A 21720-nucleotide genomic window follows, 5' to 3' on the forward strand; every position below is an offset into this window, starting at 1 on the left:
ACCTATTCCTTTTATTGGAATAAATTTTAGGAAATATTCTAATAATTAGAATTTTGGAGTTAGACGTGACTACGAACGCATCAAGCAATGCAGTACGCGCACTTGATATTCTAATAGTTCTGGGGGAAGCAGGCGCTGATGGCTTGGCTCTTGCCGATATTGCCGAACGCATTGGCGAAGCTAAACCTGCCGTGCATCGTAGCCTCGCGTCGCTTCTTCAAAAGGGCTTCGCCGAACCGGCTGGCAAGCATGGCTTTTACCGGCTTGGGCCTGCTATCCCAATGCTTGCGAGGGGGCAGGCCCGTCTCGAACCCCTGATTTCGAAATTCCGACCTGGAATGACCGAGTTTGCGCGACGAAGCGGACACACCGTTTATATGATGGTACAGGCAGGCGTTGACGCCGTTTGCGCCGAGATGGTTTCGCGATTTCCAGATCGCCAGTTTACGATGGGGGTTGGCGGGCGCGTGCCGATGGGTGTCGCAGCCGGAAGCATTGCCCTTATGTCCATCATGCCTGAAGCCGACTGTCTCGCACTACTTGAGGCAAATGCAGCACGCTATCTTAGTCATCCTTCGGTTCAATATGTCGATAAGGCTGTTGTCATATCTCAAATTGAGGACGCGCGACGGCGGAGTTTCGCTGTCAACATGGCATATTATCTGCCCGGGGAAGGCGGGCTCGGTTTGCCGGTACGCGCCACAAATCCCTATGAGCTGAATGCTGCGATTTCATTCACAGCACCGCTTGAGATGATGACGGAAGACTGGCTCCCCAAGATCATCGATGAACTGCGCGACTGCCTTGGCGACGCGATACTACCTGTGCCCGCTTCATAAACACCATGAGAGCGGAATTTTTCCAATCTTCAATCCGGGAGGCAATCAAATGCAGATTGAACGACTTGATGTGAATCACCGCCGCAGCCGTCTCGTGAAATACAATGGCATGTGTTTCCTATCGGGCCAATTTTCCGATTCTGCTGGGGAGATTACCCAGCAAACGATGGAAACACTCGCCAAGATTGACGATCTTTTGGCACGTGCCGGTACCGACAAATCTCGCCTACTTACCGCACAGATTTGGTTGAGAGACATGTCGGATTTCGCGGCGATGAATCAGGTTTGGGACAGTTGGATAGATACAGCCAACCCGCCGACGCGATGCTGCGGGCAAGTATTCATGGCCGACCCCGATATGCGTATCGAGATTGTGGTCTCTGCTGCGATTTAGAGTGCATGCGTATCTTCGAAATTTAATCATCGCAAAAGACGGCGGCGTTGGCGCTATTAAATAGGGCGGAATTAGAAATTTAGGCGGATCTGGCGGAATTCAGACCTTTACGCCGAAACAATCGACTGGCGCTCTGTCATTCCATAGACAATATCAGCTTTCGGGACGCCGCAAATGCCAGTCGAACGATCGCAAGAAGCCGCAAAGCTGATATCCAGTAGTCCATGCAATCAACATATGGTAAAAGTGGGGTTTTGCCATATGTTATGCTGATCGCTGAATGTCGGCCTTGCGCTTTATGTCGGACGTTCGAGCTGTCGAAAAGTTTGCTGAAAGCGGTCGTTTCTCTTTTAATATTACTAGCGACCGCGAAGGGGGTGTAAAGCGGATAGTTTGCTCTTCAGCAGCCTATTTGAGAAGCGGACGTCGCTTCGCGCTCGCCGTAGTTTAAGGGTATTGCTGCAATCGGTTGCGGGTCCGCCGCAAATCACATTCCGGCTGACAGCTTTGTACCCCATAGTTGTCGGACTGTAGCGGGCGAAAAGCTCGTCGATTAAGCGGATCAGATTAATACCACATGCAGACCTTCTGTTTTGATTGGCAATTCATCCGAAGTAAGTTGGAATGCGCAGCAGAAGTGCTCATCCGTGAACGGAAATAGAAATTGGAACGAACGGGTTCTTTGGCCCCGTTAACATCGCGGGTCGTCAAGGTGATTGCCATGTCCTTTGCGGCTAAAAAGGGTTGGGATGTTCAAATACCCTTCGAAAACTTAGTCGTCAGCTTCGCTGATAATGCGATATCTGCGAATATCGGAAAAGCCACACAGAATATTAGGTGTTGTTTGTAAAATAACATGTAGATATATTTTAGGAATACTTAAGATAAAAATTTACTTAAAGATATTAATCGGGATTACAGGCTTTCAAAGAAACGAATAGATAAATAATTATTTAAATATACAACGAATAATAAGAATATAAACTATGACATTTAACGTACTAATGCTCGTCTATAACAATAGCTGCCAAAGGCTATAGCTCTTGGATGGAGAAAAACCGCCGACTGTCATCCAGTCGACGGCTTCTTTTTTAAAAGCCAACGAGGCTTTTAAGGTCGATTATTTGTAAGCGGAAACCACGATTTCAATCAGCGTGTCGCCGCCCAGATCGGCAACGCCAACGGTTGCACGGGTTGGCAGCAGCGAAGGATCGATCCATTCCTTCCAGACCTTATCCATTTCAGGCTTCTTATTGAGGTCTGTTACGAAGATGGTGGCTGCCAGAAGCTTGGTCTTGTCCGTGCCTGCCTGTGCCAGATAGCTGTCGAGCTTGGCGAGGATTTCGCGGGTCTGACCAGCCATATCCAGGCTTTCGTCATCACAGGTGGTTCCACCGACATAGACAATGCCGTTGTGTTCGACGACGCGATGCATGATCGGCGTCTGAATGAAACGCTCAGCCATAGTTTAATCCTTTCAGATGGTTGGGGAGTTATCCGGTTGCTCGCCGGTAACGGCGAAGACAGCATCGGGGGGTTGGGGTAGTGCTGCGATTTCGCTGAGCGGCACCGGTTTCACCGGCGCGCGCAGACGATAGAAACCGACTGTTTGAGGCGCACGGTTTTGCACCTCGGCCAGAATTTCCGTGACGGTGGAACTGCACATGCGGCCCTGACAGGGACCCATGCCGCAGCGAAACATGGTTTTCAGCTGGTTGGGTCCGGCAATATTGCAGGCCGCCGCGTCGCGGATTGCACCTGCAGTCACTTCCTCGCAACGGCAGACAATCGTGTCTCTGTCCGCCGGTGCGCGAAACGCCTGTGCAGGCAGATAAAGCGCGTCGATAAAGGATCGCCCGCGTTCGGCCCGTCGCGCCTGCGCCTGCAGCTTTACGATTTTTGACGCCAACGATGTTGCCAGTGCCGGAAAGATATCCTGACAGGCCGCGAGCGCAGCGATACGCCCGCTCTGCTCGGCAACCAATGCACCACCAATGCCGCTGCCGTCACCAGCAATGTAGATGGCCGGTATGGACGAACGCCCGTTGCCGTCGAGCTGCGGTTGAAAACACTTCTGTCCGTCGTTCCAAACCAGAGCGCAGCCGGAAGCATTGGCGAGATTGTTGTTGGGGATCACACCCTGATGCAGGAAGACGCTATCGACAGCAAGCCTGTGTGTCTTGCCTTTTGCCGAAAAGCAGATCGCTTCTGCTTCGTTTTTTCCTTCAATGGCGATGTCTGTCACACCGGAATAGACCGGCACTGACTTACGCACCTTCAAAAGCAGGGAGAGCCCCTTAAAAGCATAGGGCGAGAAAAGGAATGAAGGCAGGTTCGGTGCAGCTTTCACGTAATTTGCGCCAAGCGTCGTATCGAGCAATGCTGCGACCTTGCCACCAGCCTGCAACAGCTGCGCGGCGAACATGTAGAGCAGCGGGCCTGTTCCCGCCAGAACCACACTTCCGTTTGGCAGGATGCCGGAAGCCTTCAGTGCAATCTGTGCTGCGCCGACGGTCATAACACCCGGCAATGTCCAGCCCCTGACAGGCATCGGACGCTCCATGGCGCCGGTCGCGAAGATCACGCGGCGCGCTGAAACAATCCCGCTCTTGCCACTTACCGATACGCGCAGATCAACGCCGTTGTTGTCGCCATCCTGTGGCTCCACACTCCAGACGAGGGCCTGCGGCACATAGGTGGCCTTGCTGGCGATGAATGCTTTCAGGACTTCTTTGCCCCGCCAGTAATCGGTGCCGAGAAACGGTCTGCGGGCAGTCGTATTGTGTTCAATGCCACGGTAAATCTGGCCGCCTGCGGCTGGGTTTTCGTCGAACAGAACCACGTTAGCACCAGCGGCGCATGCCTCTGCGGCGGCCGACATCCCCGCCGGTCCGGCGCCGATAATGGCGAGATCATAGGCTGCGTCGAGCGCATGAATATCGGAAATTCTCTTGAGCATGGTGATCATGGTTCCACCCGACGTGCGCCGGTCTGTGAAGAAATGACCATTCCATCGACCACGGGCGTCATGCACGCCTGGCGGTTCTGCACACCATCAATGGTGACCAGACATTCAAAACAGATGCCCATCAGACAATAGGGGGCTCGCGGCTGATCACCAACGACGCTGTTTCTGAGCCGGTTGATACCCTCTCCAAGCAGCGCTGCGGCGACAGTTACATTGGCAGGCACCGTCAAGGTGCGCGCATCGAATGTGATCGTCACGGTTTCCTCTGGTGTCTCAGTTTTAAGGAACATTTTAGGAGACATGAAACCTCCGGCCGGAGAACGCATTACCAGCAAGTTGTTTGGCATCGGCTGCTATTTCCTGCGCCACGATCAGGGCGTGGTTGGCTGCGAGTGTGACGCCGGAATGGCACATGACGGCGTAAGCGCCCGGGTGGCTTTCGGATTGTTCGTAAATCGGCATGCCGTCCGGTGTCTTGACCCGAAACCCGGCCCAACTGCGAATGACATTGACATCGGCCAGATGCGGGAATGTCCGCACTGCCCTGTTGGCCAGCACCGCGCTGATATCCTGATTGGTGGCGATCCGGTCCGTATGGGTTTCCTGACTGTCGCCGATCATCACGCCGCCTTCATCCGCCTGCCGCAGCGTGGCCGCTGTATAGGGGAAGAAGGGCGCGCATTTCTCCGTTACAAGAATTTGGCCTTTGCTGCGCACAACCGGCGCATTGAGACCGACACTCTTTGCAAGCTCTGCATTGCCGTTGCCCGCAGCCAGAATGACGCGTTCCGTGAAGACTTCACCCCATGTGCCACTCAGGAGAAAGCCGCCGTTTTGCGGGGTGATGGACGAGACTTCACAATGCGGTTCGTAGGACGCGCCGAGTTTGATCATGCCCGTATGCAAGGCGCGAAACAGGCGCAGTGAATTCACGTCGCCGTCCATCGGTGAATAGATTGAACCGATCACACCCCGGCCAATGGAGGGGACCATTCTGGCCGTTTCCTGATGGTCGAGCACAACATGTTCCGGGGCGTCATTGCCAAGTTCCCGCGCCACCGTCGCGACGTCTTCGGCAAATATTTGAAGCTCGCGCTGGTCTAGGCAGAAGGTAAAGGCACCAGTCTGTTTCAACGCCACATCAAGCCCGGTCACATCCCGCAACTCGTCTGCGAAAGCGGGCCACAGGCGCGCAGATTGCATTGTCCAACGGGCATAGTGTGGTGCGCCTACGCCTTTGCCTTGTACCCAGATGAGCGCGAAATTGGCACGGGATGCGCGCAGGGACAGGTCTTCCCCATCGAGAAGCATTGGACGCAGACCGGATCGGGCGAGACCCCAGGCGATGGCAGAGCCAACCAGTCCCGCTCCGATAATGATTATGTTTTGGTCCGGCAATCTGCGCATTCGTAAATTCAATCTGTTGTCACAGCGTCGTCAGTGTTGGGCCTGACGAGAGTCAGGCCCGATTGCGTCGGCTCAGTTTTGCGGGCTTACGTCCACCTTGAACCACTTCTCGGAAAGCTTCTTCACCGTGCCGTCGGCAATCGCTGCCTGAATGGCAGTATCGAAGCGACCCTTCAGGGCGGTATCTTCCTTGCGCAGACCGACACCGATCATGCCGAAGACCTTGCCCGAAAACAGCGGGCCGGCCAGCTTGGCACCCTTCATGTCATCCTTTTCCAGCGCAGCCGCAAGAACTGTGGCATTGGCTACAACCGCATCCACGCGACCGCTGGTCAGGTCGAAATTGTGTTCCTCTGCGGTCTTGTACTCACGAACATCCGCACCATCCTTGAAATACTGTTCCATGAAGGCTGAAGCGGTTGTGGAACCCTGAACGCCAACGGTCTTGCCGTTGATTTTCTTGGCGATTTCCTCGAGCACAGGCTTGGCCGCATCGGAATCGACATTCAGCGGCTTGCCGCCTTCCGGCAGATCGGCGAGGTCGCTGTCATCCATGACTGCGAAGGAGTTGATGGCTGCCGCATAAGGCGACGAAAACGCAATCACTTCCTCACGCTTCGGCGTGATGCTCATACCCGCCATGATGGCATCATACTTGCCAGCGGTCAGCGATGGAATGATGCCGTCCCAGTTCTGAGCGGTGATTTCGCATTTCGCTTTCAGGCGCTCGCAAAGGTCTTTGGCGAGATCAATCTCGAAGCCCTCCAGCACACCGTTCGGGCCGGAGAAATTCCACGGTGCATAAGCACCTTCGGTCGCGATGCGCACGACATCTTCGGCATGCGCGGTCGGGGCAACGGCGAGAACGCCGAGGACGGAAAGGACGAATTTCAGTTTCATATGTTCACCTCTGTTAGAAAACCGATTGATCGGTTCACGCGTTTTGTTTGGAAATGAATTGCCGGAACCGTTCGCTTTTGGGGTTTCCAAAAACCTCGTCGGGCGTGCCTTCTTCTTCAATCACGCCCTGGCGCAGAAACACGACACGGCTAGAAACATCGCGGGCGAAGCCCATCTCGTGGGTCACGACCAGCATGGTGCGCCCCTCTGCCGCCAGATCGCGCATGACTTTCAACACCTCGGCCACCAGTTCGGGGTCGAGCGCAGAGGTTGGTTCATCGAACAGCATGATCTTTGGGCGCATTGCTAACGCGCGGGCAATTGCGGCGCGTTGCTGTTGGCCACCAGAAAGATGCGCGGGATAGAAGTTGCGCTTATCGGCTATGCCGACCCGCTCCAGCAGTGCTTCGGCTTCGGCAATGCACTCCGACCGGTTTCGCTTCTGCACGTACACAGGCGCTTCGATCAGATTTTCAAGAATGGTCAGGTGCGACCACAGATTGAACGACTGAAACACCATCGTCGCCTGACCGCGCAGCCGCTGAACCTGTTGCGCATCAGCAGGACGAGGCGCACGTCCCGGCTGTTGGTCGAGCTTATACGCTTCACCGTGAATAGCCACGCTGCCCGCATCCGGCACTTCCAGCATATTGATGCAGCGCAGCAGTGTGGATTTGCCGGATCCTGATGCTCCCAGAATGGAGATGACTTCACCCTGGTGGGCCTGCAAGGAAACTGAATGCAGAACCTTGTGCGCGCCGTAGCATTTTTCGAGGTTATTGATCTCGACCGCAGGCGTTTCGAAACGTTGCATTATGAGTTTCCTCCGGCGGCATGCACGATGACAGGCTGACGCTGGGCCGCCGACAAGCGGTATTCCAGCAGTTTGAAGATTCTGGTGACTACGAAGTTCAGGAGGAGATAGATCGCGCCTGCGCAGATGAAGACTTCGACCGGCCGATAGGTGGCAGAAATCAGCTTGGCTGCCAGCCCTGTCACTTCCATCATGGTGATGGTTGATGCCAGCGCGGTGGACTTCACCATCAAGATGACTTCGTTCGAATAGGCGGGCAGCATCTGCCGCAGAGCCTGCGGGGCCAGAATGCGACGGACGAGTGTAAAACCGCTCATGCCATAAGCGCGCGCCGCTTCGATCTGCCCGGTCGCGACCGACAGAACGCCGCCACGTATGATTTCGGCGCTATAGGCAGCTGTATTGAGCGCCAGAGCCAGCACCGCGCACCAATAGGGTTCGCGCAGAAACGGCCAGAGAAAACTCCGGCGCAGTTCGGGAAACTGGCTGAGACCGTAATAGATTATGTAGAGCTGGACCAGCAGCGGGGTGCCGCGCAGCACGAAGATATAACCTCGCGCAATGAGGTCCAGTACCAGATTGCCCGACAGACGCATCGTAGCCAGTATGGTGGCCAGCACGGCACCGCTGATGACTGATAGCGCCATCAGTTGAAGCGTCAGCGGGATACCGCGACAGAGCTGAACGAAACTGTCGAACATGAATGGAAGGTCGAGAAAGCTCATACCGCCCTCCGGATGCCGCGCATGGCGCGTCTTTCGGCGTTCTTGAACAGCAAGCCCGATGCGAATGTGATGACGAGATAAAGCAGCCCGGCGGTCAGGAAGAAGGTGAATGGCTTGCGGGTTGATCCAGCGCCGATTTGCGCCTGACGCATCAGTTCAACCAGTCCAACGACCGAGATCAGTGCGGATTCCTTCAAGACGAGCTGCCACACATTGCCGATGCCCGGAATGGCGAAGCGCGCCGCCTGTGGAACCATGATGCGGCGAAACAGCAAACGCTGCGGCATGCCATAGGCTTTGGCAGCCTCGATTTCGCCTTTGGGGAGTGCAAGCACCGCGCCGCGATAGACTTCGGCCTGATATGCGCCCGATACCACACCGATTGCCAGTGCGCCGGTGATGAAGATTGGCGCACTGACGAAACCTTGTCCGCCGAACAACGCGCCAATCTGGCTCAACACGGCGCTGCTGCCGAAATAGAACAGATAAATGACCAGAAGGTCGGGGATGCCGCGAAGCACCGTCGAATAGCCGTCAGCCGCGATTCTGAGAATGCGCTGTGATGAGAATGAAGCGGCAGCGGCAATCATGCCGAATAGTGCGCCTGCCGCGAAACCGCAAAAGGCTACTGCGAGTGTCATGCCCGTGGCCCGGAGCATATCATAGCCCCAGCCGTCTTCGGCAAAACCCATCAAATCGAGATATGCGCTGACCGCACCCAACTGCATTGTTCCCTTTTTATGTCCGGTGCTTTCGTCGCGCCGATACGTTTATGGGAGTGGTTTGACAGCGGGGCTCAATACAGTCAAATTCGAAATGAAGCCCAGAGCATAACCAAATATTATGGTGAAACATGAACCTGCGTCAGGTCGAAGCGTTCCGAACCGTCATGCTGACTGGAAAAATGACGGCTGCAGCGGAACTGATGTCGATCACTCAGCCCGCCGTGAGCCGCCTGATCCGCGACTTTGAGATCGACACGAAACTCAAGCTCTTCAACCGTCGCGGAAACCAGTTGGTCCCAACACAGGCGGCTATGACGCTGTTGCAGGAGGTGGAGCGGGCTTATGTCGGGCTCAATCGCATCCGGAGTTTCGCCGACGAGATCAGCCGTCAGAATGCGGGCATGCTGCGGATCGCGGCCATGCCTGCGCTTGCAAACGGGATCATGCCGCGCTTCCTTGCCCGCTTTCTCAAGGAAAGGCCCAATATCCATGCCTCTCTCAATGGCATTCCTTCGGCGATGGTTGTTGAGGCCGTCGCATCGGGTCAGGTCGATCTCGGTTTTGCCGATGGTCCGCTCGACAGACCCGGTTTCAATATTGAAACCCGGGCGATACCGGCGGTTGTCGCTGTCCCGCTGGGGCATCGTCTCGCAGAATATCCGGAGGTTTCGCCGGATGATCTCGCTGATGAACGTATGATCACGCTGGAGCCGGGGTCGCTGTTTGCCATGCGCGTCGAGGTTGCGCTTGCGCGCATTCCACGGTCGGCCACCATTGAGACACGCTTGTCGCATACGGCGCTGACGCTTGTGGCCGAAGGTGTTGGCATAACGATCATCGATCCGTCGTCGGCAACGGATTTTCGCGGACGCGGCGTGGTGATCCGGCCTTTCACGAGCTTCGTCGATGCTGGGTTTCTGGTCATTCGCCGCAGTAATGGCCCCGATAACAGCCTGGCTCAACGCTTCATAGACGAGTTCTGGTCCTATCATGAAACGCTGCTTGCGCAGCCATGACGATAGGGGCTTGGGGCTCAATCCTGGTAGATGCGCTCCTCAAGGGGCGTTGATGCAATGATAGATTTCAGTCCGGCCAGCATGGCCTTCTCCGCCTTGTTGAGGTTGGCTTCAGGATTGTGGATCAGGAAAACATCGATGGCTGGCGGGTTGTCGTAAGGCGGCAGACGCCAGAGAAGGCCGTCATCGATCTCGCGTCGCGCGACATGCAATGGAAGTGGGCCGATGCCAAGCCCGGTGATGATCATCCGGCGCACTTCCTCGAGGCTCGACGAGGTGCCGACCACATCCGGTGAAAGTCGCGCCTCACTGCGCAACAGGGCTACGGGTCGCAGCGCGTCTGCAATATGATCGGTCTGGAACGAAACCGATGGTTCTCCCTTCAGATCGGCAAGGGTCAGTCCGGACTGGCCGAACATCCGGTGCCGGGGCCCGCAGAAAAACCCGAAGAACTCACGATAGACCATGGTGTAGTCGAGCGCGGGGTCGCGATTACTCACCAGACCAAGGCCGAAAGAAGCGCGCTTCTCGCGCACAAGCCGCGCGACTTCTGTACTGGCAGATACGTTGATCGTCAGTGTTGCATTGGGATGCTGTTCATGAAACAGCGCGAGCGCCTGATCGAAGATCGGCGATATGATGTGGCTGGCGACAGAGATGGTGACATGGCCAGTCACATTGTCACCGACACCGCGCACCAGTTGCGGCAGCTGTGAAATGGCGCCGAAGACCTCAATGCTCTGTTCGTAAAGCAGTTTACCAACGTCTGTCAGCTCAAAACGGGTTGCGTCGCGCTCCACCAGCCGCTGGCCGATGCGGTCTTCCAATCGGCGCAACGCATTGCTTACGCTTGGTTGTTTGAGGTTGAGACGCTCTGCCGCGCGGGTGATGCTTTTTACCTCCGCGATTACCACAAAACTGCGCAGAAGGTTCCAGTCCAGATCCCAGACAAGGCGTTCAGGGCGATGCAGCGACATGGGGTCATCCATTCATGAAATCTATGCAATCTATTCCCATTATCTATTTGCGAAATGCATCCATAAAAGCAATCATGAATATTGGAAGGCATCAAAAAGCCTCAAGAAAAACAAACAAAAGGAAGTCGGGAACAGCATGTTTAACAAATTCACGGGTTTCATTGCCGCTGCCGCGATTGCCGCCACCGCAGTTTTTGCGGTTGCGCCTGCACAGGCGGATGATCTTGAAAAGATCAAGGCAGCGGGCGAGCTGAAGATCGCCATGAGCGGCCAGTACCCGCCGTTCAATTTCGTCAATGAGAAGAACGAAGTCGTGGGCTTCGACGCTTCCATCGGTTCGGCGATTGCCGAGCGTATGCAGCTCAAGCCGCAGCTTATCACCACGGCATGGGACGGCATTGTCGCCGGCCTCCGGGCAGGCAAGTTCGACACGGTGGTTGGCTCCATGACGATTACGCCGGAACGCGAGAAGGCCGTGGATTTCGTGGGACCTTACTATCATGCGGGCCGCGCGGTTTTCGTGAAGGAAGACTCCGCGGTTCAAAAGCTCGACGATCTCAAGGGCAAGACACTGGGCGTAACGCTTGGTGAAACCCATGAAAAATGGGCGCGCGAGCAGGGCGGCTGGACCATTCGCACCTATAAGGGTCTGCCGGAGCTGATGCTCGAACTGAATGCCGGTCGTGTCGACGCCATCGTCGTCGACAACATCCCGGTCATGGTAGCGATCAAGGAAACCGGCCAGAAGGTTCGCAGGCTCGATACGCCCGATATCGAAGGCGGCAGTGTTGCCATCGGCATCGCCATCCGCAAGAACAATCCAGAGCTGAAGGCTGCGATGCAGAAGGCTCTCGACGAGATCATGGCCGACGGCACCTATGAGAAGATCTCGATGCAATGGGTCGGCAGCGATATTCGCTGATACGTCATCCCGGCCCGGCATATGTCCGGGCCGGTTGAGAACCGATTGACCGGAGTTTTCCGATGGATTTTGCGTTGATGCAGCGCGTCCTCCCGTTTTTTCTGGAGGCGGCATGGGTGACTGTCCAAATTTCTGCTCTGGCCCTGGTGTTGGGTCTGGCGGTCGCGACGGTCCTCGTTAACGGGCGTCTGTCCCGCTCGGTCATCCTGCGATGGCTTGCGGCAGCCTATGTGAGCGTCTTTCGCGGCACACCTTGCCTTGTGCAGCTCTTCATTCTCTATTTCGGCGGTCCACAGATCGGCATTAATCTGGAGCCGTTTGCCGCCGGTGTCATCGGTCTGGGGCTGAATATCGGCGCATACATGTCGGAATCGATCCGCGGCGCAATTCAGAGCGTTGATCGCGGCCAGACCGAAGCTGCCCGTTCCATCGGCTTCGGGCGAGGGCAGACGATGCGGTTCGTCGTGCTGCCGCAGGCAGCCCGGCTGATGATCCGCCCTCTCGGTGTCAATACGATTGCGCTCCTGAAGGGCTCTGCGCTGGTTTCCACCATTTCAGTGGTTGAACTGACCTATACGGCGCAACGTTTCATCGGTTCAACCTACAAACCGTTCGAGATTTTCGGCGTTGCAGCCGTTCTCTACATGATCATCATCTATATCGTGGCGCGCGGGGTCGATCTTCTCGACAAGCGCTTCGCGGCGCAGTGAGGGAGGACTGGATGCAAGCTCTCGATTTCAGCATCGTCGCTCCCTATACGGACCTGCTCCTGACCGGACTGTGGTGGACGCTGGTTCTGACCGTAGCGTCGGCTTTCCTCAGCTTCGTGCTTGGCATCGTCTTTGCACTGGTGGTGCTTTACGCGCCTAAGATTCTCGCATGGCCGGTGCGCTTCTTCATGTGGCTGTTCATGGGAACGCCGCTTCTGTTGCAGCTGTTCCTGATCTATTTCGGGCTGGTTCAGATCGGTATCGATATTCCGGCACTTGGCGCGGGCATCATCGGTCTCAGCCTGCACTTTGCCGTCTATAATGCCGATATCATCCGCGCGGGTATCGTGGCGGTCGATCCGGGTCAGATGGAAGGCGCGCGTTCCATCGGCTTCAGCCATGGTCAGGCTTTGCGCTACATCGTCATCCCGCAGGCGGTGCGCAATACGATCCCGCCCATCGGCAACAATATGATCGTTCTTCTGAAGGATACGTCGCTGGTTTCGATCATTGGCATTGCGGAACTGGTGCACAGCGCGCAGCTTGCCATCAGCGAAACCTTCAGCCCGTTCGAATTCTACATCACCATCGCCGCCATCTACTACGTGGTCAATCTGGTTCTGGAAGCCAGCCTGCGGCGCATTGAAAGAAAAGTGGAGGTCACGCGATGAGCAGCCCCAAAACCGTAAAACCGATGGTCGAAGTGAAGGGCGCCCGCAAAGCCTATGGCGAGCTGGAAGTGCTGAAAGGTATCGACCTTTCCGTGGCGCGTGGCCAGATCGTCGCCATCATTGGCCCCAGCGGTTCCGGCAAGAGCACGCTTCTGCGCTCGATCAATCATCTTGAAACGCTGAATGGCGGTGAAGTCTGGCTTGATGGCATGCAGGTCAATCAACCTCTCACCGGGCAGGCTTTCGAGAAGCACATCAATGCCGTGCGCCAGCAGATGGGCATGGTGTTTCAGCACTTCAACCTGTTTCCACATCTGACAGTGCTGGAAAACATCACGCTCAGCCCCATCAAGCTCAAGGGCATGACGAAGGACGCTGCTCGTACACTGGCGCTGGAGCTTTTGAAGAAGGTCGGGCTTGCCGAAAAGGTCGACGTCTACCCCTCGCGGCTGTCCGGCGGTCAGAAGCAGCGTGTGGCCATTGCCCGTGCGCTCGCCATGCAGCCGAAAGTGATGCTGTTCGATGAAGCGACTTCGGCGCTCGATCCCGAGCTGGTGGACGAGGTCAATGCCGTCATGAAGCAGCTCGCCGCTGAACATATGACGATGCTGATCGTCACGCATGAGATGCGATTTGCGGGCGAAGTGGCAGATCGCATCCTGTTCATGGATGGCGGTGTGGTGGTGGAAGAGGGGCCGCCGGATCAGATTTTGAGCAATCCGGTGCAGGAGCGTACCCGCTCCTTCCTCAAGAAATATCTGGCTGCGTGAGGTGATGGCATGAACGAGAGAAACGGCAATGGGTTTGCCGATTTTGGGGAATTTCCCGATTTCGGACTGACCCCGGCGCAGCGACGCGAAGCCGTGCTTGGCCATTATTACGAATATCCCGGCATGGACGGGCCGCGTGGCGAAATCTGGTGCTACACCGATGCCTATTCTTATCTGCCGGGCGCAACGGTTCATTTGCAGGTGAGTGCGACCGCGTCGCGCTTCGATATCGAAATCGTGCGCGATGGGGCGGTTGAAAAGCCCGTATTCTCAAAGCGCAGGATAGACTGCAAATGGCAGGAAACGCCAGCCCAATGTTCCGTTGTGGGCTGCGGCTGGGAGACGACATTTTCGTTCAAGACGGACGAGAACTGGCCTTCCGGTGCTTATCGCATCACGCTGAAAGCCGAAGGCAATGACGGTCAGTTGATCCATTGCCACCATCTTTTCATCCTGCGTCCTGTGGCAGGCCGTAAGCCGGGTCGTATCCTGCAGGTTGCCGCGACTGGCACGTGGACGGCCTATAATACCTGGGGCGGTTCCAACCATTATCAGGGCATTACCGGGCCGAATGGGGATCAATATGCGACGACGGTAAGCATCGAGCGTCCGTTCTGCCGCGGCTTTGCGCTGTTGCCCTCCGATGCGCCTCGCGTGCCGCTGGAGTTTGTGACGCCGCCTGCCGCCCCTCCACGCTATCCGCATATGGAATGGGCCTTTGCCAATGGCTATTCCAAGAAATATGCCTCATCCGGCTGGGCGAGCTATGACAGCCTGTTCTTCCGCTGGGCTGAACGGGAAGGCTTTGCGATTGATCTCGCCAGCCAGCATGAGCTGCATTTCTCGCCGGAAATCCTCGACGGTTATGACTGTGTGGCCTTTGTTGGTCACGACGAATACTGGACATGGGAAATGCGCGATGCCGTCGATCATTATGTCGATGGCGGCGGTCGTGCGGCCCGTTTTGCGGGCAACTTCATGTGGCAGACGCGGCTTGAGGATGATGGCAAACGCCAGACTTGCTACAAATATCGCGCCCGCGCTGAAGACCCGGTCTATCGCTCCGCCGATCCACGGCGCACCAGCGGTTGCTGGGAAGCGACGGAAGCCGGCCGGCCTGCTGCCGAAACCTTCGGCCTCAATGCGCTGCGCGGGCTTTATGTCGGCTGGGGTGGTTGCGCCCCGCGTGGCGTGCGCGGTTTTCCGGTCTATCGCCCGGAACATTGGGCCTTTGCGGGAACCGGCATCTATTACGGTGACCTCCTGGGCGCTGACGGTCATGCCTTCGGCTATGAGGTCGACGGGCTCGACTATGTGATCCGGGGCGGTCTGCCCGAACCGGAGGAGGGCAGCGGCGCACCTGATGGATTGCAGATTCTGGCGCTAGGCATGTCGTCTCTCAAGGAAGAGAGCGCGGATATTCCAGCCGACGACCAGTTCCTCTCCGATGCCGATGCCAAATTCGTGGCCGATACGCTGATCGGCGACAATGGCGATGCAGCCGTCGAACGCATCAAGCGCGGCTGCGGCATGATCGTCAATTTTCCGCGCGGCAAGGGTGAGGTTTTCCACGCCGGAAGCTGCGAGTGGGTCGCGGCTCTCAAACGTGGCGACCGCATGGTCGAGCGTGTGACCGCCAATGTTCTCAACCAATATCTCAAGCGCTGACAGAGTAACGCCATGCTCAACACAAAAGCACAGAACGAACGCCCGGCATCGCATCTTTTCTACCAGTCGCGCCTGCGCAGGCCGCTGGTGGACCGTGCCGAAGGAATCTATATCTGGGATCAGGACGGACGCCGGGTCATCGACGGCTCGAGCGGCGCGATGGTGGTCAATATCGGCCACGGCAATCGCAACGTGCTCGACGCCATGAAAGAGCAGATGGATCGCGTCACCTTCGCTTATCGGCTCCATTTCGAAAACGAGCCGGCGGAAGATCTGGCGCGCATGGCCGCCGAACGTATGCCGGAAGGTCTGGACAAGATTTTCTTCGTCTCCGGTGGTTCGGAAGCAGTGGAATCCTGCATCAAGCTTGCCCGCCAATGGGCGGTTGCGACCGGGCAGGCCACACGCTGGAAAGTAATTTCGCGTTTTCCGTCTTACCATGGCGGTACGCTTGGGGCGCTGGCTGTCACCGGCTATGCGGCTTTGAGCGAGCCTTTCGCACCCATCATGCGCGAAATGCCGAAAGTCCCGGCTCCGACTGCCTATCTCGACCGCGACAATCTCACGATGGAACAGCGCGGCCAGAAGTATGCCGACATGCTGGAGGAGAAGATTCAGGAAGAGGGGCCCGAAAGCGTACTCGCCTTCATCATGGAGCCGATCGGTGGAGCATCGACCGGTGCGCTGGTCGCGCCCGACAGCTATTATCCGCGTATCCGCGAAATCTGCGACCGTTATGGCATCCTACTCATCCACGACGAGGTGATGAGCGGTGCAGGACGTACCGGCAAGTTTCTGGGCGGCGACCACTGGAACTGCAAGCCCGATCTCATCGCTCTTTCGAAGGGTTTCGCCTCAGGTTATTGCCCGCTTGGCGCAATGGCTGCGCCCGGACGCATCGTGCAGCCGGTTCTTGATGCTGGCGGCTTCCTGCACGGCTTCACTTATGCTGGCAATCCGCTGGCGTGCGCGGCAGGCAAGGCGGTGCTTCAGGAGATTGATCGTCTCGATCTGGTCGGCAATGCCGCCCATATGGGCGAAGCGCTGAAGGGCGAGCTGGAAGGACTGGCGAAGCGCTTCCCGTTCATCGGTGATGTGCGTGGCAAGGGGTTGTTGCTGGCCGCCGAATTCGTGTCCGATCCTGAAACCATGAAGCCGTTGCCGAAGGAGCTGAACGCCCATCAGCGCATGGTCGATCTTGCCTATGAGCGCGGTCTGATCATCTATTCGCGCCGCACACGGGGCGGTGTTGAAGGCGATCACTTCCTCGTCTGTCCTCCGATGATCATAAGTCGAGAACAGGTCGGCGAGATCACCGCGATCCTCGGCGATACGCTGGAGGTTCTGGCGCGTGAACTCAAGCTGCCCGTGAACGCATAAGGAAACCGGATCATGACAGAGAAGAAGAAAACACAGCGCAAGGTGATCATCACCTGCGCAGTGACGGGCTCCGTGCACACTCCAACCATGTCGCCGCATCTGCCGGTTACGCCGGAGGAGATTGCCAGTGAGGCCATTGCGGCGGCAAAAGCGGGCGCTTCGATCCTGCATCTTCATGCCCGTGATCCGCGCGACGGCAGACCGTCCGCCAATCCGGACCTGTTCATGCAGTTCCTGCCCCGCATCAAGCAATCGACTGCGGCGGTGGTGAATATTTCCACTGGCGGCTCGTCATTGATGACACTGGATGACCGGCTGGCTGCGCCGCTCAAAGCGCAACCGGAAATGTGCTCCCTCAATATGGGCTCGATGAATTTCGCGCTGTTTCCAGCCCTCGACAAGCCACGCGAGTGGAAGCACGCGTGGGAACCGGAACTGTTGGAGGCAACGCGTCATTCGATCTTCAAGAACACCTTCGCGGATATGGAAGGCATTCTGACCAGTCTCGGTCAGGGCTGCGGTACGCGCTTCGAGTTCGAATGCTATGATGTCGGGCATCTCTATTCACTGGCCCATTTCCGTGATCGTGGGCTGGTGACCGGTCATCTGTTCATCCAGTTCGTCTTCGGTATTCTGGGCGGTATCGGTGCAGACCCGGACAACCTCATGCATATGAAGCGCATTGCAGACAAGCTGTTCGGTGACGACTATTCCTTCTCGGTTCTGGCGGCAGGGCGACACCAGATTCCGATGATCACAATGGCGGCGGCCATGGGCGGCAATGTGCGTGTCGGTCTGGAAGACAGCCTCTATGACGGGCGGGGAAAACTGGCCAAGAGCAATGCCGATCAGGTGCGGCGCATTCGTAGCATCCTTGACGGCTTGTCGCTGGAAGTTGCCACACCCGACGAGGCGCGCGACTATCTGGGCCTGAAGGGTGGAGACAGGGTGGCGTTCTGATGCCAAAGATTGTGTTGGATAGCAAAGCGGGCGTTGTGATCCGGCTCGCCGAGCCTGCCGATGCTGAACAGATTCACGAGGCGATCCGCGCGATGGGCGCGGGGCTGGGTGCCGCAGACAAAGTCTCCAGTACGGTAGAAGACTTTCGCCGCCACGGCTTTGGTCCCAACGCGGTTTTTACCAGCCTGATCGCCGAGGTGGACGAGGTATTTGCAGGACTGGCGCTGTTCTTCCCGATTTTCTCGACATGGCTTGGAAAGCCCGGTGTCTTTGTGCAGGACCTCTATGTCGATGAAGGGTTTCGTGGCCGGCGGGTAGGTGAGATTTTGCTTCGCCATGTTGCATCATGGTCGACAGCACGCGGCGGCGTCTATCTGCGGCTGGCCGTGGATCGGGACAATGTTGCCGCGCAACGATTTTACCAACGGCTGGGTATTGGCTGGATCGAAGCCGACCTCGATCATGGTGCTTATGGCGAGGATTTTTCCCGTCTGGCGCGTATCAATGCAAATTAGGGAGCAGTCATGAAAGCCTTTTACGCTGTCGAGCAAAAGCGTCACGACCCGAAAGCCTTTCTTTCCAGCGGCGCGCCGAAGCCAAACCCCGAGCAACCGGAGCGCGTCGAGCGCCTGCTCTCCGGCGCGAAGGCTGCGGGCTGTGAGATTATCCGTCCGCACAATCACGGTCTTGGCCCGATAGCTGCCGTTCATACGCCGGAATATCTGGAGTTCTTACAGCACATCTATCCGCGTTGGCGGCGCATTGAGGAGGCTTCGGAAGAGGTCATTCCGAACATTCATCCGCTGGCGCGCGACGGTCGCTATCCGGCATCCGCCGTCGGGCAGGTTGGCTATCACATGGCCGATACGGCTTGCCCGATAGCCGAACACACATGGGAAAGCGTGTGCTGGAGTGCCTGGAGTGCGGTTGACGCCGCCGATGCGGTGCTTGCGGGCGAGGTGGCGGCCTATGCGCTCTGCCGTCCACCGGGGCACCATGCCTTTGCCGATGTTGCTGGCGGCTTTTGTTTCGTCAATAATTCGGCGGTTGCGGCTCAGCGGCTACGCTCGAAGGCTGAACGCGTCGCAATCCTCGATGTCGATCTGCATCACGGCAACGGGACGCAAGGCATTTTCTATGCGCGTCCCGATGTGCTGACAGTCTCGATCCACGCCGATCCGCTGCGCTTCTATCCGTTCTTCTGGGGCCATGCCGATGAACGCGGTGAAGGGGCTGGTCTCGGCTACAACCTCAATCTGCCTCTGCCGCGCAAATCTGGCGATGACGAGTTCCTTGTGTCGCTCGATACGGCTTTTCGTCGTATCGAAGCTTTCGCGCCAGATGCGCTGGTGGTAGCACTTGGTCTTGACCCCTTCGAGGGTGATCCATTCGGCGGATTGTCGGTCACCACTGGCGGTTTCGGACGCATTGCCGAAGCAATTGCAAAGCTTCGGCTGCCAACCGTCATCGTTCAGGAAGGTGGTTATCTTTGCGATGCGCTGGGTGACAATCTCACCGCTTTTCTGGGCGGCTATCAGTCGGTAGCGGGATGAGCGGTCTTGTGACTTTTATCGGCGTTGCACATCCTTGGATGTGCGACGTCATGGGACATATGAATGTCCGGCACTACGCCGGGATGTTCGACGATGCGAGCTTTCAACTACTGGGAAACATAGCCGGGAAAATCCCGGATGAGGGTTTCGGTTGGGCGGATGTGCGTTCGACGATGGACTACAAAAAGGAAGTGCCCGCCGGGGATTTGCTTACGATCCGCTCTCAGGTGCTGAAGGTGGGGCGTTCATCAATCACGTTTCGCCAGATAATGGCTGGTTCGCTTGATGGGGACCTGCGCGCCATCAATGAGACAACGTCTGTCTGTTTCGACAAGATAGCGCGCCATTCACTCGAACTTGAGCCAGCAATGCGAGTGCGAGCGGAAAGGCTCATTTAGGTGCAACCGTCAAAATCACTTGGCATGTGCCAGAGGTATGGTAGACATGCAGATAGTAATTTCAGGTAAGTTTTTGAAAAATAACATATTTCTAGCGAAATATGGTGCCGCTTAGGTGACTCGAACACCTGACCCCATCATTACGAATGATGTGCTCTACCAACTGAGCTAAAGCGGCCCGGGAACCTTCGTTCCAACTCCCGAAGGAGATCCCATTCGTTTCCGTCTGGACGGTGCGCTGATAACCAAAAGCAGAACGGAAAGCAAGGCCGAAATCGAACAAAGGGTCAGATTGTTTTGAACCTTGTGAAAACAGGGCCTTTCATTGGAGAGGCCCTGTTCGAAACTCGCTCGCAATGCGTCTTAAGCGCCTGCGCAGATCCGGCTCCGCGCTTCCTTATATTCACGTTCAAGACGGTCGATCAGTACTCCCGCCGGTGCTACCTCATGAATTGCGCCGATGCCCTGTCCGCAGCCCCAGATATCCTTCCAGGCCTTCGCGCCTTCCTTCTGAGCCTGATCAAAATCCATTTTAGACGGATCGGCCTCAGGCAGATTGTCCGGGTCCAGGCCAGACTGGGTGATGGAAGGCTTGAGGTAATTGCCTGCAATGCCGGTAAAATAGTTCGAATAGACGATATCGGCCGCAGTCGAATCGACGATCATTTGCTTGTAGGCGTCGACCGCGCGCGCTTCTGTCGTCGCGATGAACGGCGAGCCGATATAGGCGAGGTCAGCGCCCATGGCCTGTGCCGCGAGAATGGAACGGCCATTGGCGATGGCGCCCGAAAGAAGCAGCGGCCCGTCAAACCATGCCCGGATTTCCTGCACCAGCGCGAAGGGCGATAGTGGCCCGGCATGGCCGCCTGCACCGGCGGCTACGGCGATCAGGCCGTCCGCGCCTTTGCGAATGGCGGAATTGGCGTGGCGATTGTTGATGACATCATGCAGCACAATGCCGCCATAGGAATGAATTGCAGCATTCACCTCTGGCACCGCGCCAAGCGAGGAAATGACAATCGGCACTTTGTATTTCACGCAAAGGCCGAGATCATGTTCCAGCCGCTTGTTGGAACGGTGGACGATCTGATTGACCGCGAAAGGTGCTGCCGGGCGGTCCGGGTTGGCCTTGTCGTGGGCGGCGAGACCCTCAGTGATTTCAGCCAGCCACTCATCCAGTTGCGCCTCCGGGCGCGCATTGAGGGCAGGGAAGGAACCAACGATGCCAGCCTTACACTGGGCCATCACAAGTGCCGGATGTGAAATGATGAATAGGGGCGCGCCGACAACAGGAATGCGCAATCTGTTCTTCAAACTATCCGGCAAGGCCATATCATTCTCCTCAAAAATTGACGTTTCCGTAAACGTAATATCTGTATCACGCCTGCATGGAACGGCAATACGAAAGATTAAGAGAGATTCGCCTGAAGAGCCAAGCGAAAGCGTCTCCGGTATCAATGCGAAACCGTCCGGGCAGAGAAGTCAGTCTACGGCAGTGTTGCAAACATCATTGATGCGTTTGAGGATGATTCTGTCGCTGCAAATCCAGTTTTCGGTCTGATTCCATTTTGCAGGTTCCGTTGCGGACGGCGAAACAGTCGTAGGATGTGTTCAAGAAACTGCCGTTAAGACGAAGAAATAGTCTGAATAGCCGTGCTTTGGGCCAGTCTCGTATCAGGCAAAGGAAGGGATTCCAGCATGAAATTCAATCGGCTAGAGTGCAGCCAGCGAACAAAAGGTTCGGGGAAAAGGGTGTTGAAAGTAGATATTTGACTGGAGGGTGGGTCTTATCCGGTAGCCAAATCGGGTATTGAACGGCTAAATGCCTTGATTCAGACGTTAAATTCGCTGAGGCTTGTGAAAAGCCGCTTTCTGAAAGTTGGTTTGGATCTTTTGGAATGCGCATAAGGCGGGAAACGCGAA

General features: G+C 56.6%; 23 protein-coding genes and 1 tRNA gene. 13 read left to right on the forward strand and 11 right to left on the reverse strand.

The features are described 5' to 3' along the window. The first annotated feature begins 65 nt into the window (after positions 1-65). Positions 66-839 carry a helix-turn-helix domain-containing protein gene (locus QBD01_RS10345; RefSeq protein ID WP_280992713.1) on the forward strand — a complete coding sequence of 258 codons (774 nt, stop codon included), beginning with the start codon at positions 66-68 and terminating at the stop codon, positions 837-839. Positions 840-888: 49 nt separating this feature from the next. After that, positions 889-1233: a RidA family protein gene (locus QBD01_RS10350; protein ID WP_280992714.1), complete on the forward strand. Its 345-nt coding sequence runs from the start codon at positions 889-891 to the stop codon at positions 1231-1233. 1120 nt (positions 1234-2353) lie between these two features. Here QBD01_RS10350 and QBD01_RS10355 read toward each other — a convergent pair. The 8 genes from QBD01_RS10355 to QBD01_RS10390 all read right to left on the reverse strand — a co-directional run bounded on the left by QBD01_RS10355 (position 2354) and on the right by QBD01_RS10390 (position 8739). Beyond that, positions 2354-2698: a RidA family protein gene (locus tag QBD01_RS10355; protein ID WP_061345658.1), complete on the reverse strand. Its 345-nt coding sequence runs from the start codon at positions 2696-2698 to the stop codon at positions 2354-2356. A gap of 12 nt (positions 2699-2710) precedes the next feature. After that, positions 2711-4201, reverse strand: a complete 1491-nt coding sequence (locus QBD01_RS10360; RefSeq protein WP_280992715.1) for an NAD(P)/FAD-dependent oxidoreductase — start codon at positions 4199-4201, stop codon at positions 2711-2713. After that, complete coding sequence (locus QBD01_RS10365) at positions 4198-4491, reverse strand: (2Fe-2S)-binding protein (RefSeq protein WP_078340566.1); 294 nt, start codon at positions 4489-4491, stop codon at positions 4198-4200. Before QBD01_RS10365 ends, QBD01_RS10360 begins: the two co-directional genes overlap by 4 nt. A 1-nt stretch (position 4492) precedes the next feature. Then, complete coding sequence (locus QBD01_RS10370) at positions 4493-5608, reverse strand: FAD-dependent oxidoreductase (RefSeq protein WP_280992716.1); 1116 nt, start codon at positions 5606-5608, stop codon at positions 4493-4495. A gap of 72 nt (positions 5609-5680) precedes the next feature. Beyond that, the gene (locus QBD01_RS10375; protein ID WP_280992717.1) at positions 5681-6508 is read right to left on the reverse strand and encodes a lysine/arginine/ornithine ABC transporter substrate-binding protein; all 828 of its coding nucleotides are present in this window, start codon (positions 6506-6508) and stop codon (positions 5681-5683) included. Positions 6509-6542: 34 nt separating this feature from the next. Beyond that, the gene (locus QBD01_RS10380; protein ID WP_280992718.1) at positions 6543-7322 is read right to left on the reverse strand and encodes an ATP-binding cassette domain-containing protein; all 780 of its coding nucleotides are present in this window, start codon (positions 7320-7322) and stop codon (positions 6543-6545) included. Continuing rightward, positions 7322-8047 (reverse strand): ABC transporter permease, encoded by a 726-nt coding sequence (locus QBD01_RS10385; protein ID WP_078340562.1) that lies wholly within the window; start codon positions 8045-8047, stop codon positions 7322-7324. Before QBD01_RS10385 ends, QBD01_RS10380 begins: the two co-directional genes overlap by 1 nt. Then, entirely contained in the window at positions 8044-8739 is a 696-nt protein-coding gene (locus tag QBD01_RS10390) for an ABC transporter permease subunit (protein WP_280992872.1), read from the reverse strand. The genes QBD01_RS10385 and QBD01_RS10390 overlap by 4 nt, the downstream gene beginning before the upstream one ends. Positions 8740-8900: 161 nt before the next feature. Between QBD01_RS10390 and QBD01_RS10395 the strand changes: the two genes are divergently transcribed. Continuing rightward, the gene (locus QBD01_RS10395) at positions 8901-9788 is read left to right on the forward strand and encodes a LysR substrate-binding domain-containing protein (protein ID WP_280992719.1); all 888 of its coding nucleotides are present in this window, start codon (positions 8901-8903) and stop codon (positions 9786-9788) included. Between the two features lie 17 nt (positions 9789-9805). On the opposite strand, the gene QBD01_RS10400 is transcribed toward QBD01_RS10395, so the two are convergent. Beyond that, entirely contained in the window at positions 9806-10765 is a 960-nt protein-coding gene (locus QBD01_RS10400; RefSeq protein WP_280992720.1) for a LysR family transcriptional regulator, read from the reverse strand. 136 nt (positions 10766-10901) lie between these two features. Here QBD01_RS10400 and QBD01_RS10405 point away from each other — a divergent pair, with 136 nt between their 5' ends. From QBD01_RS10405 to QBD01_RS10450, 10 genes are all read left to right on the forward strand, one after another. Then, on the forward strand, positions 10902-11687 hold the full coding sequence (locus tag QBD01_RS10405; RefSeq protein ID WP_151588933.1) for an ABC transporter substrate-binding protein: 786 nt from the start codon (positions 10902-10904) through the stop codon (positions 11685-11687). Between the two features lie 62 nt (positions 11688-11749). Beyond that, entirely contained in the window at positions 11750-12397 is a 648-nt protein-coding gene (locus tag QBD01_RS10410) for an amino acid ABC transporter permease (RefSeq protein WP_280992721.1), read from the forward strand. Positions 12398-12408: 11 nt separating this feature from the next. Further along, positions 12409-13068: an amino acid ABC transporter permease gene (locus tag QBD01_RS10415; RefSeq protein ID WP_128093730.1), complete on the forward strand. Its 660-nt coding sequence runs from the start codon at positions 12409-12411 to the stop codon at positions 13066-13068. A gap of 23 nt (positions 13069-13091) precedes the next feature. Then, entirely contained in the window at positions 13092-13838 is a 747-nt protein-coding gene (locus QBD01_RS10420) for an amino acid ABC transporter ATP-binding protein (protein WP_280992873.1), read from the forward strand. A 9-nt stretch (positions 13839-13847) separates the two neighbouring features. Then, complete coding sequence (locus QBD01_RS10425) at positions 13848-15506, forward strand: N,N-dimethylformamidase beta subunit family domain-containing protein (protein WP_280992722.1); 1659 nt, start codon at positions 13848-13850, stop codon at positions 15504-15506. A 12-nt stretch (positions 15507-15518) separates the two neighbouring features. After that, positions 15519-16886 carry an aspartate aminotransferase family protein gene (locus QBD01_RS10430; RefSeq protein ID WP_280992723.1) on the forward strand — a complete coding sequence of 456 codons (1368 nt, stop codon included), beginning with the start codon at positions 15519-15521 and terminating at the stop codon, positions 16884-16886. A 12-nt stretch (positions 16887-16898) separates the two neighbouring features. Then, complete coding sequence (locus QBD01_RS10435) at positions 16899-17846, forward strand: 3-keto-5-aminohexanoate cleavage protein (protein ID WP_280992724.1); 948 nt, start codon at positions 16899-16901, stop codon at positions 17844-17846. Further along, positions 17846-18361 (forward strand): GNAT family N-acetyltransferase, encoded by a 516-nt coding sequence (locus QBD01_RS10440; RefSeq protein ID WP_280992725.1) that lies wholly within the window; start codon positions 17846-17848, stop codon positions 18359-18361. Before QBD01_RS10435 ends, QBD01_RS10440 begins: the two co-directional genes overlap by 1 nt. A 9-nt stretch (positions 18362-18370) precedes the next feature. Then, positions 18371-19399: a histone deacetylase family protein gene (locus QBD01_RS10445; RefSeq protein ID WP_280992726.1), complete on the forward strand. Its 1029-nt coding sequence runs from the start codon at positions 18371-18373 to the stop codon at positions 19397-19399. Next, complete coding sequence (locus QBD01_RS10450; RefSeq protein ID WP_280992727.1) at positions 19396-19797, forward strand: acyl-CoA thioesterase; 402 nt, start codon at positions 19396-19398, stop codon at positions 19795-19797. Before QBD01_RS10445 ends, QBD01_RS10450 begins: the two co-directional genes overlap by 4 nt. Positions 19798-19899: 102 nt before the next feature. On the opposite strand, the gene QBD01_RS10455 is transcribed toward QBD01_RS10450, so the two are convergent. Then, positions 19900-19975 (reverse strand) — tRNA-Thr (locus tag QBD01_RS10455). 185 nt (positions 19976-20160) lie between these two features. Continuing rightward, positions 20161-21129, reverse strand: coding sequence for a nitronate monooxygenase family protein (locus QBD01_RS10460; protein WP_280992728.1), 969 nt, complete (start codon positions 21127-21129; stop codon positions 20161-20163). Positions 21130-21720 lie beyond the last annotated feature (591 nt).

It is taken from the genome of Ochrobactrum sp. 19YEA23 (assembly GCF_029909865.1).
Lineage (GTDB): Bacteria > Pseudomonadota > Alphaproteobacteria > Rhizobiales > Rhizobiaceae > Brucella > Brucella gambitense.

Bases quoted from the DNA above. Each gene is read 5' to 3' on its own strand.
- QBD01_RS10380 (WP_280992718.1), bottom strand. From the start codon at position 7,322: ATGCAACGTTTCGAAACGCCTGCGGTCGAGATCAATAACCTCGAAAAA.
- QBD01_RS10420 (WP_280992873.1), top strand. From the start codon at position 13,092: ATGGTCGAAGTGAAGGGCGCCCGCAAAGCCTATGGCGAGCTGGAAGTG.
- QBD01_RS10390 (WP_280992872.1), bottom strand. From the start codon at position 8,739: ATGGGTTTTGCCGAAGACGGCTGGGGCTATGATATGCTCCGGGCCACG.
- QBD01_RS10425 (WP_280992722.1), top strand. From the start codon at position 13,848: ATGAACGAGAGAAACGGCAATGGGTTTGCCGATTTTGGGGAATTTCCC.
- QBD01_RS10405 (WP_151588933.1), top strand. From the start codon at position 10,902: ATGTTTAACAAATTCACGGGTTTCATTGCCGCTGCCGCGATTGCCGCC.
- QBD01_RS10410 (WP_280992721.1), top strand. From the start codon at position 11,750: ATGGATTTTGCGTTGATGCAGCGCGTCCTCCCGTTTTTTCTGGAGGCG.
- QBD01_RS10440 (WP_280992725.1), top strand. From the start codon at position 17,846: ATGCCAAAGATTGTGTTGGATAGCAAAGCGGGCGTTGTGATCCGGCTC.
- QBD01_RS10385 (WP_078340562.1), bottom strand. From the start codon at position 8,047: ATGAGCTTTCTCGACCTTCCATTCATGTTCGACAGTTTCGTTCAGCTC.
- QBD01_RS10445 (WP_280992726.1), top strand. From the start codon at position 18,371: ATGAAAGCCTTTTACGCTGTCGAGCAAAAGCGTCACGACCCGAAAGCC.
- QBD01_RS10365 (WP_078340566.1), bottom strand. From the start codon at position 4,491: ATGTTCCTTAAAACTGAGACACCAGAGGAAACCGTGACGATCACATTC.
- QBD01_RS10450 (WP_280992727.1), top strand. From the start codon at position 19,396: ATGAGCGGTCTTGTGACTTTTATCGGCGTTGCACATCCTTGGATGTGC.
- QBD01_RS10435 (WP_280992724.1), top strand. From the start codon at position 16,899: ATGACAGAGAAGAAGAAAACACAGCGCAAGGTGATCATCACCTGCGCA.
- QBD01_RS10375 (WP_280992717.1), bottom strand. From the start codon at position 6,508: ATGAAACTGAAATTCGTCCTTTCCGTCCTCGGCGTTCTCGCCGTTGCC.
- QBD01_RS10395 (WP_280992719.1), top strand. From the start codon at position 8,901: ATGAACCTGCGTCAGGTCGAAGCGTTCCGAACCGTCATGCTGACTGGA.
- QBD01_RS10370 (WP_280992716.1), bottom strand. From the start codon at position 5,608: ATGCGCAGATTGCCGGACCAAAACATAATCATTATCGGAGCGGGACTG.
- QBD01_RS10460 (WP_280992728.1), bottom strand. From the start codon at position 21,129: ATGGCCTTGCCGGATAGTTTGAAGAACAGATTGCGCATTCCTGTTGTC.
- QBD01_RS10430 (WP_280992723.1), top strand. From the start codon at position 15,519: ATGCTCAACACAAAAGCACAGAACGAACGCCCGGCATCGCATCTTTTC.
- QBD01_RS10415 (WP_128093730.1), top strand. From the start codon at position 12,409: ATGCAAGCTCTCGATTTCAGCATCGTCGCTCCCTATACGGACCTGCTC.
- QBD01_RS10355 (WP_061345658.1), bottom strand. From the start codon at position 2,698: ATGGCTGAGCGTTTCATTCAGACGCCGATCATGCATCGCGTCGTCGAA.
- QBD01_RS10350 (WP_280992714.1), top strand. From the start codon at position 889: ATGCAGATTGAACGACTTGATGTGAATCACCGCCGCAGCCGTCTCGTG.
- QBD01_RS10400 (WP_280992720.1), bottom strand. From the start codon at position 10,765: ATGTCGCTGCATCGCCCTGAACGCCTTGTCTGGGATCTGGACTGGAAC.
- QBD01_RS10360 (WP_280992715.1), bottom strand. From the start codon at position 4,201: ATGATCACCATGCTCAAGAGAATTTCCGATATTCATGCGCTCGACGCA.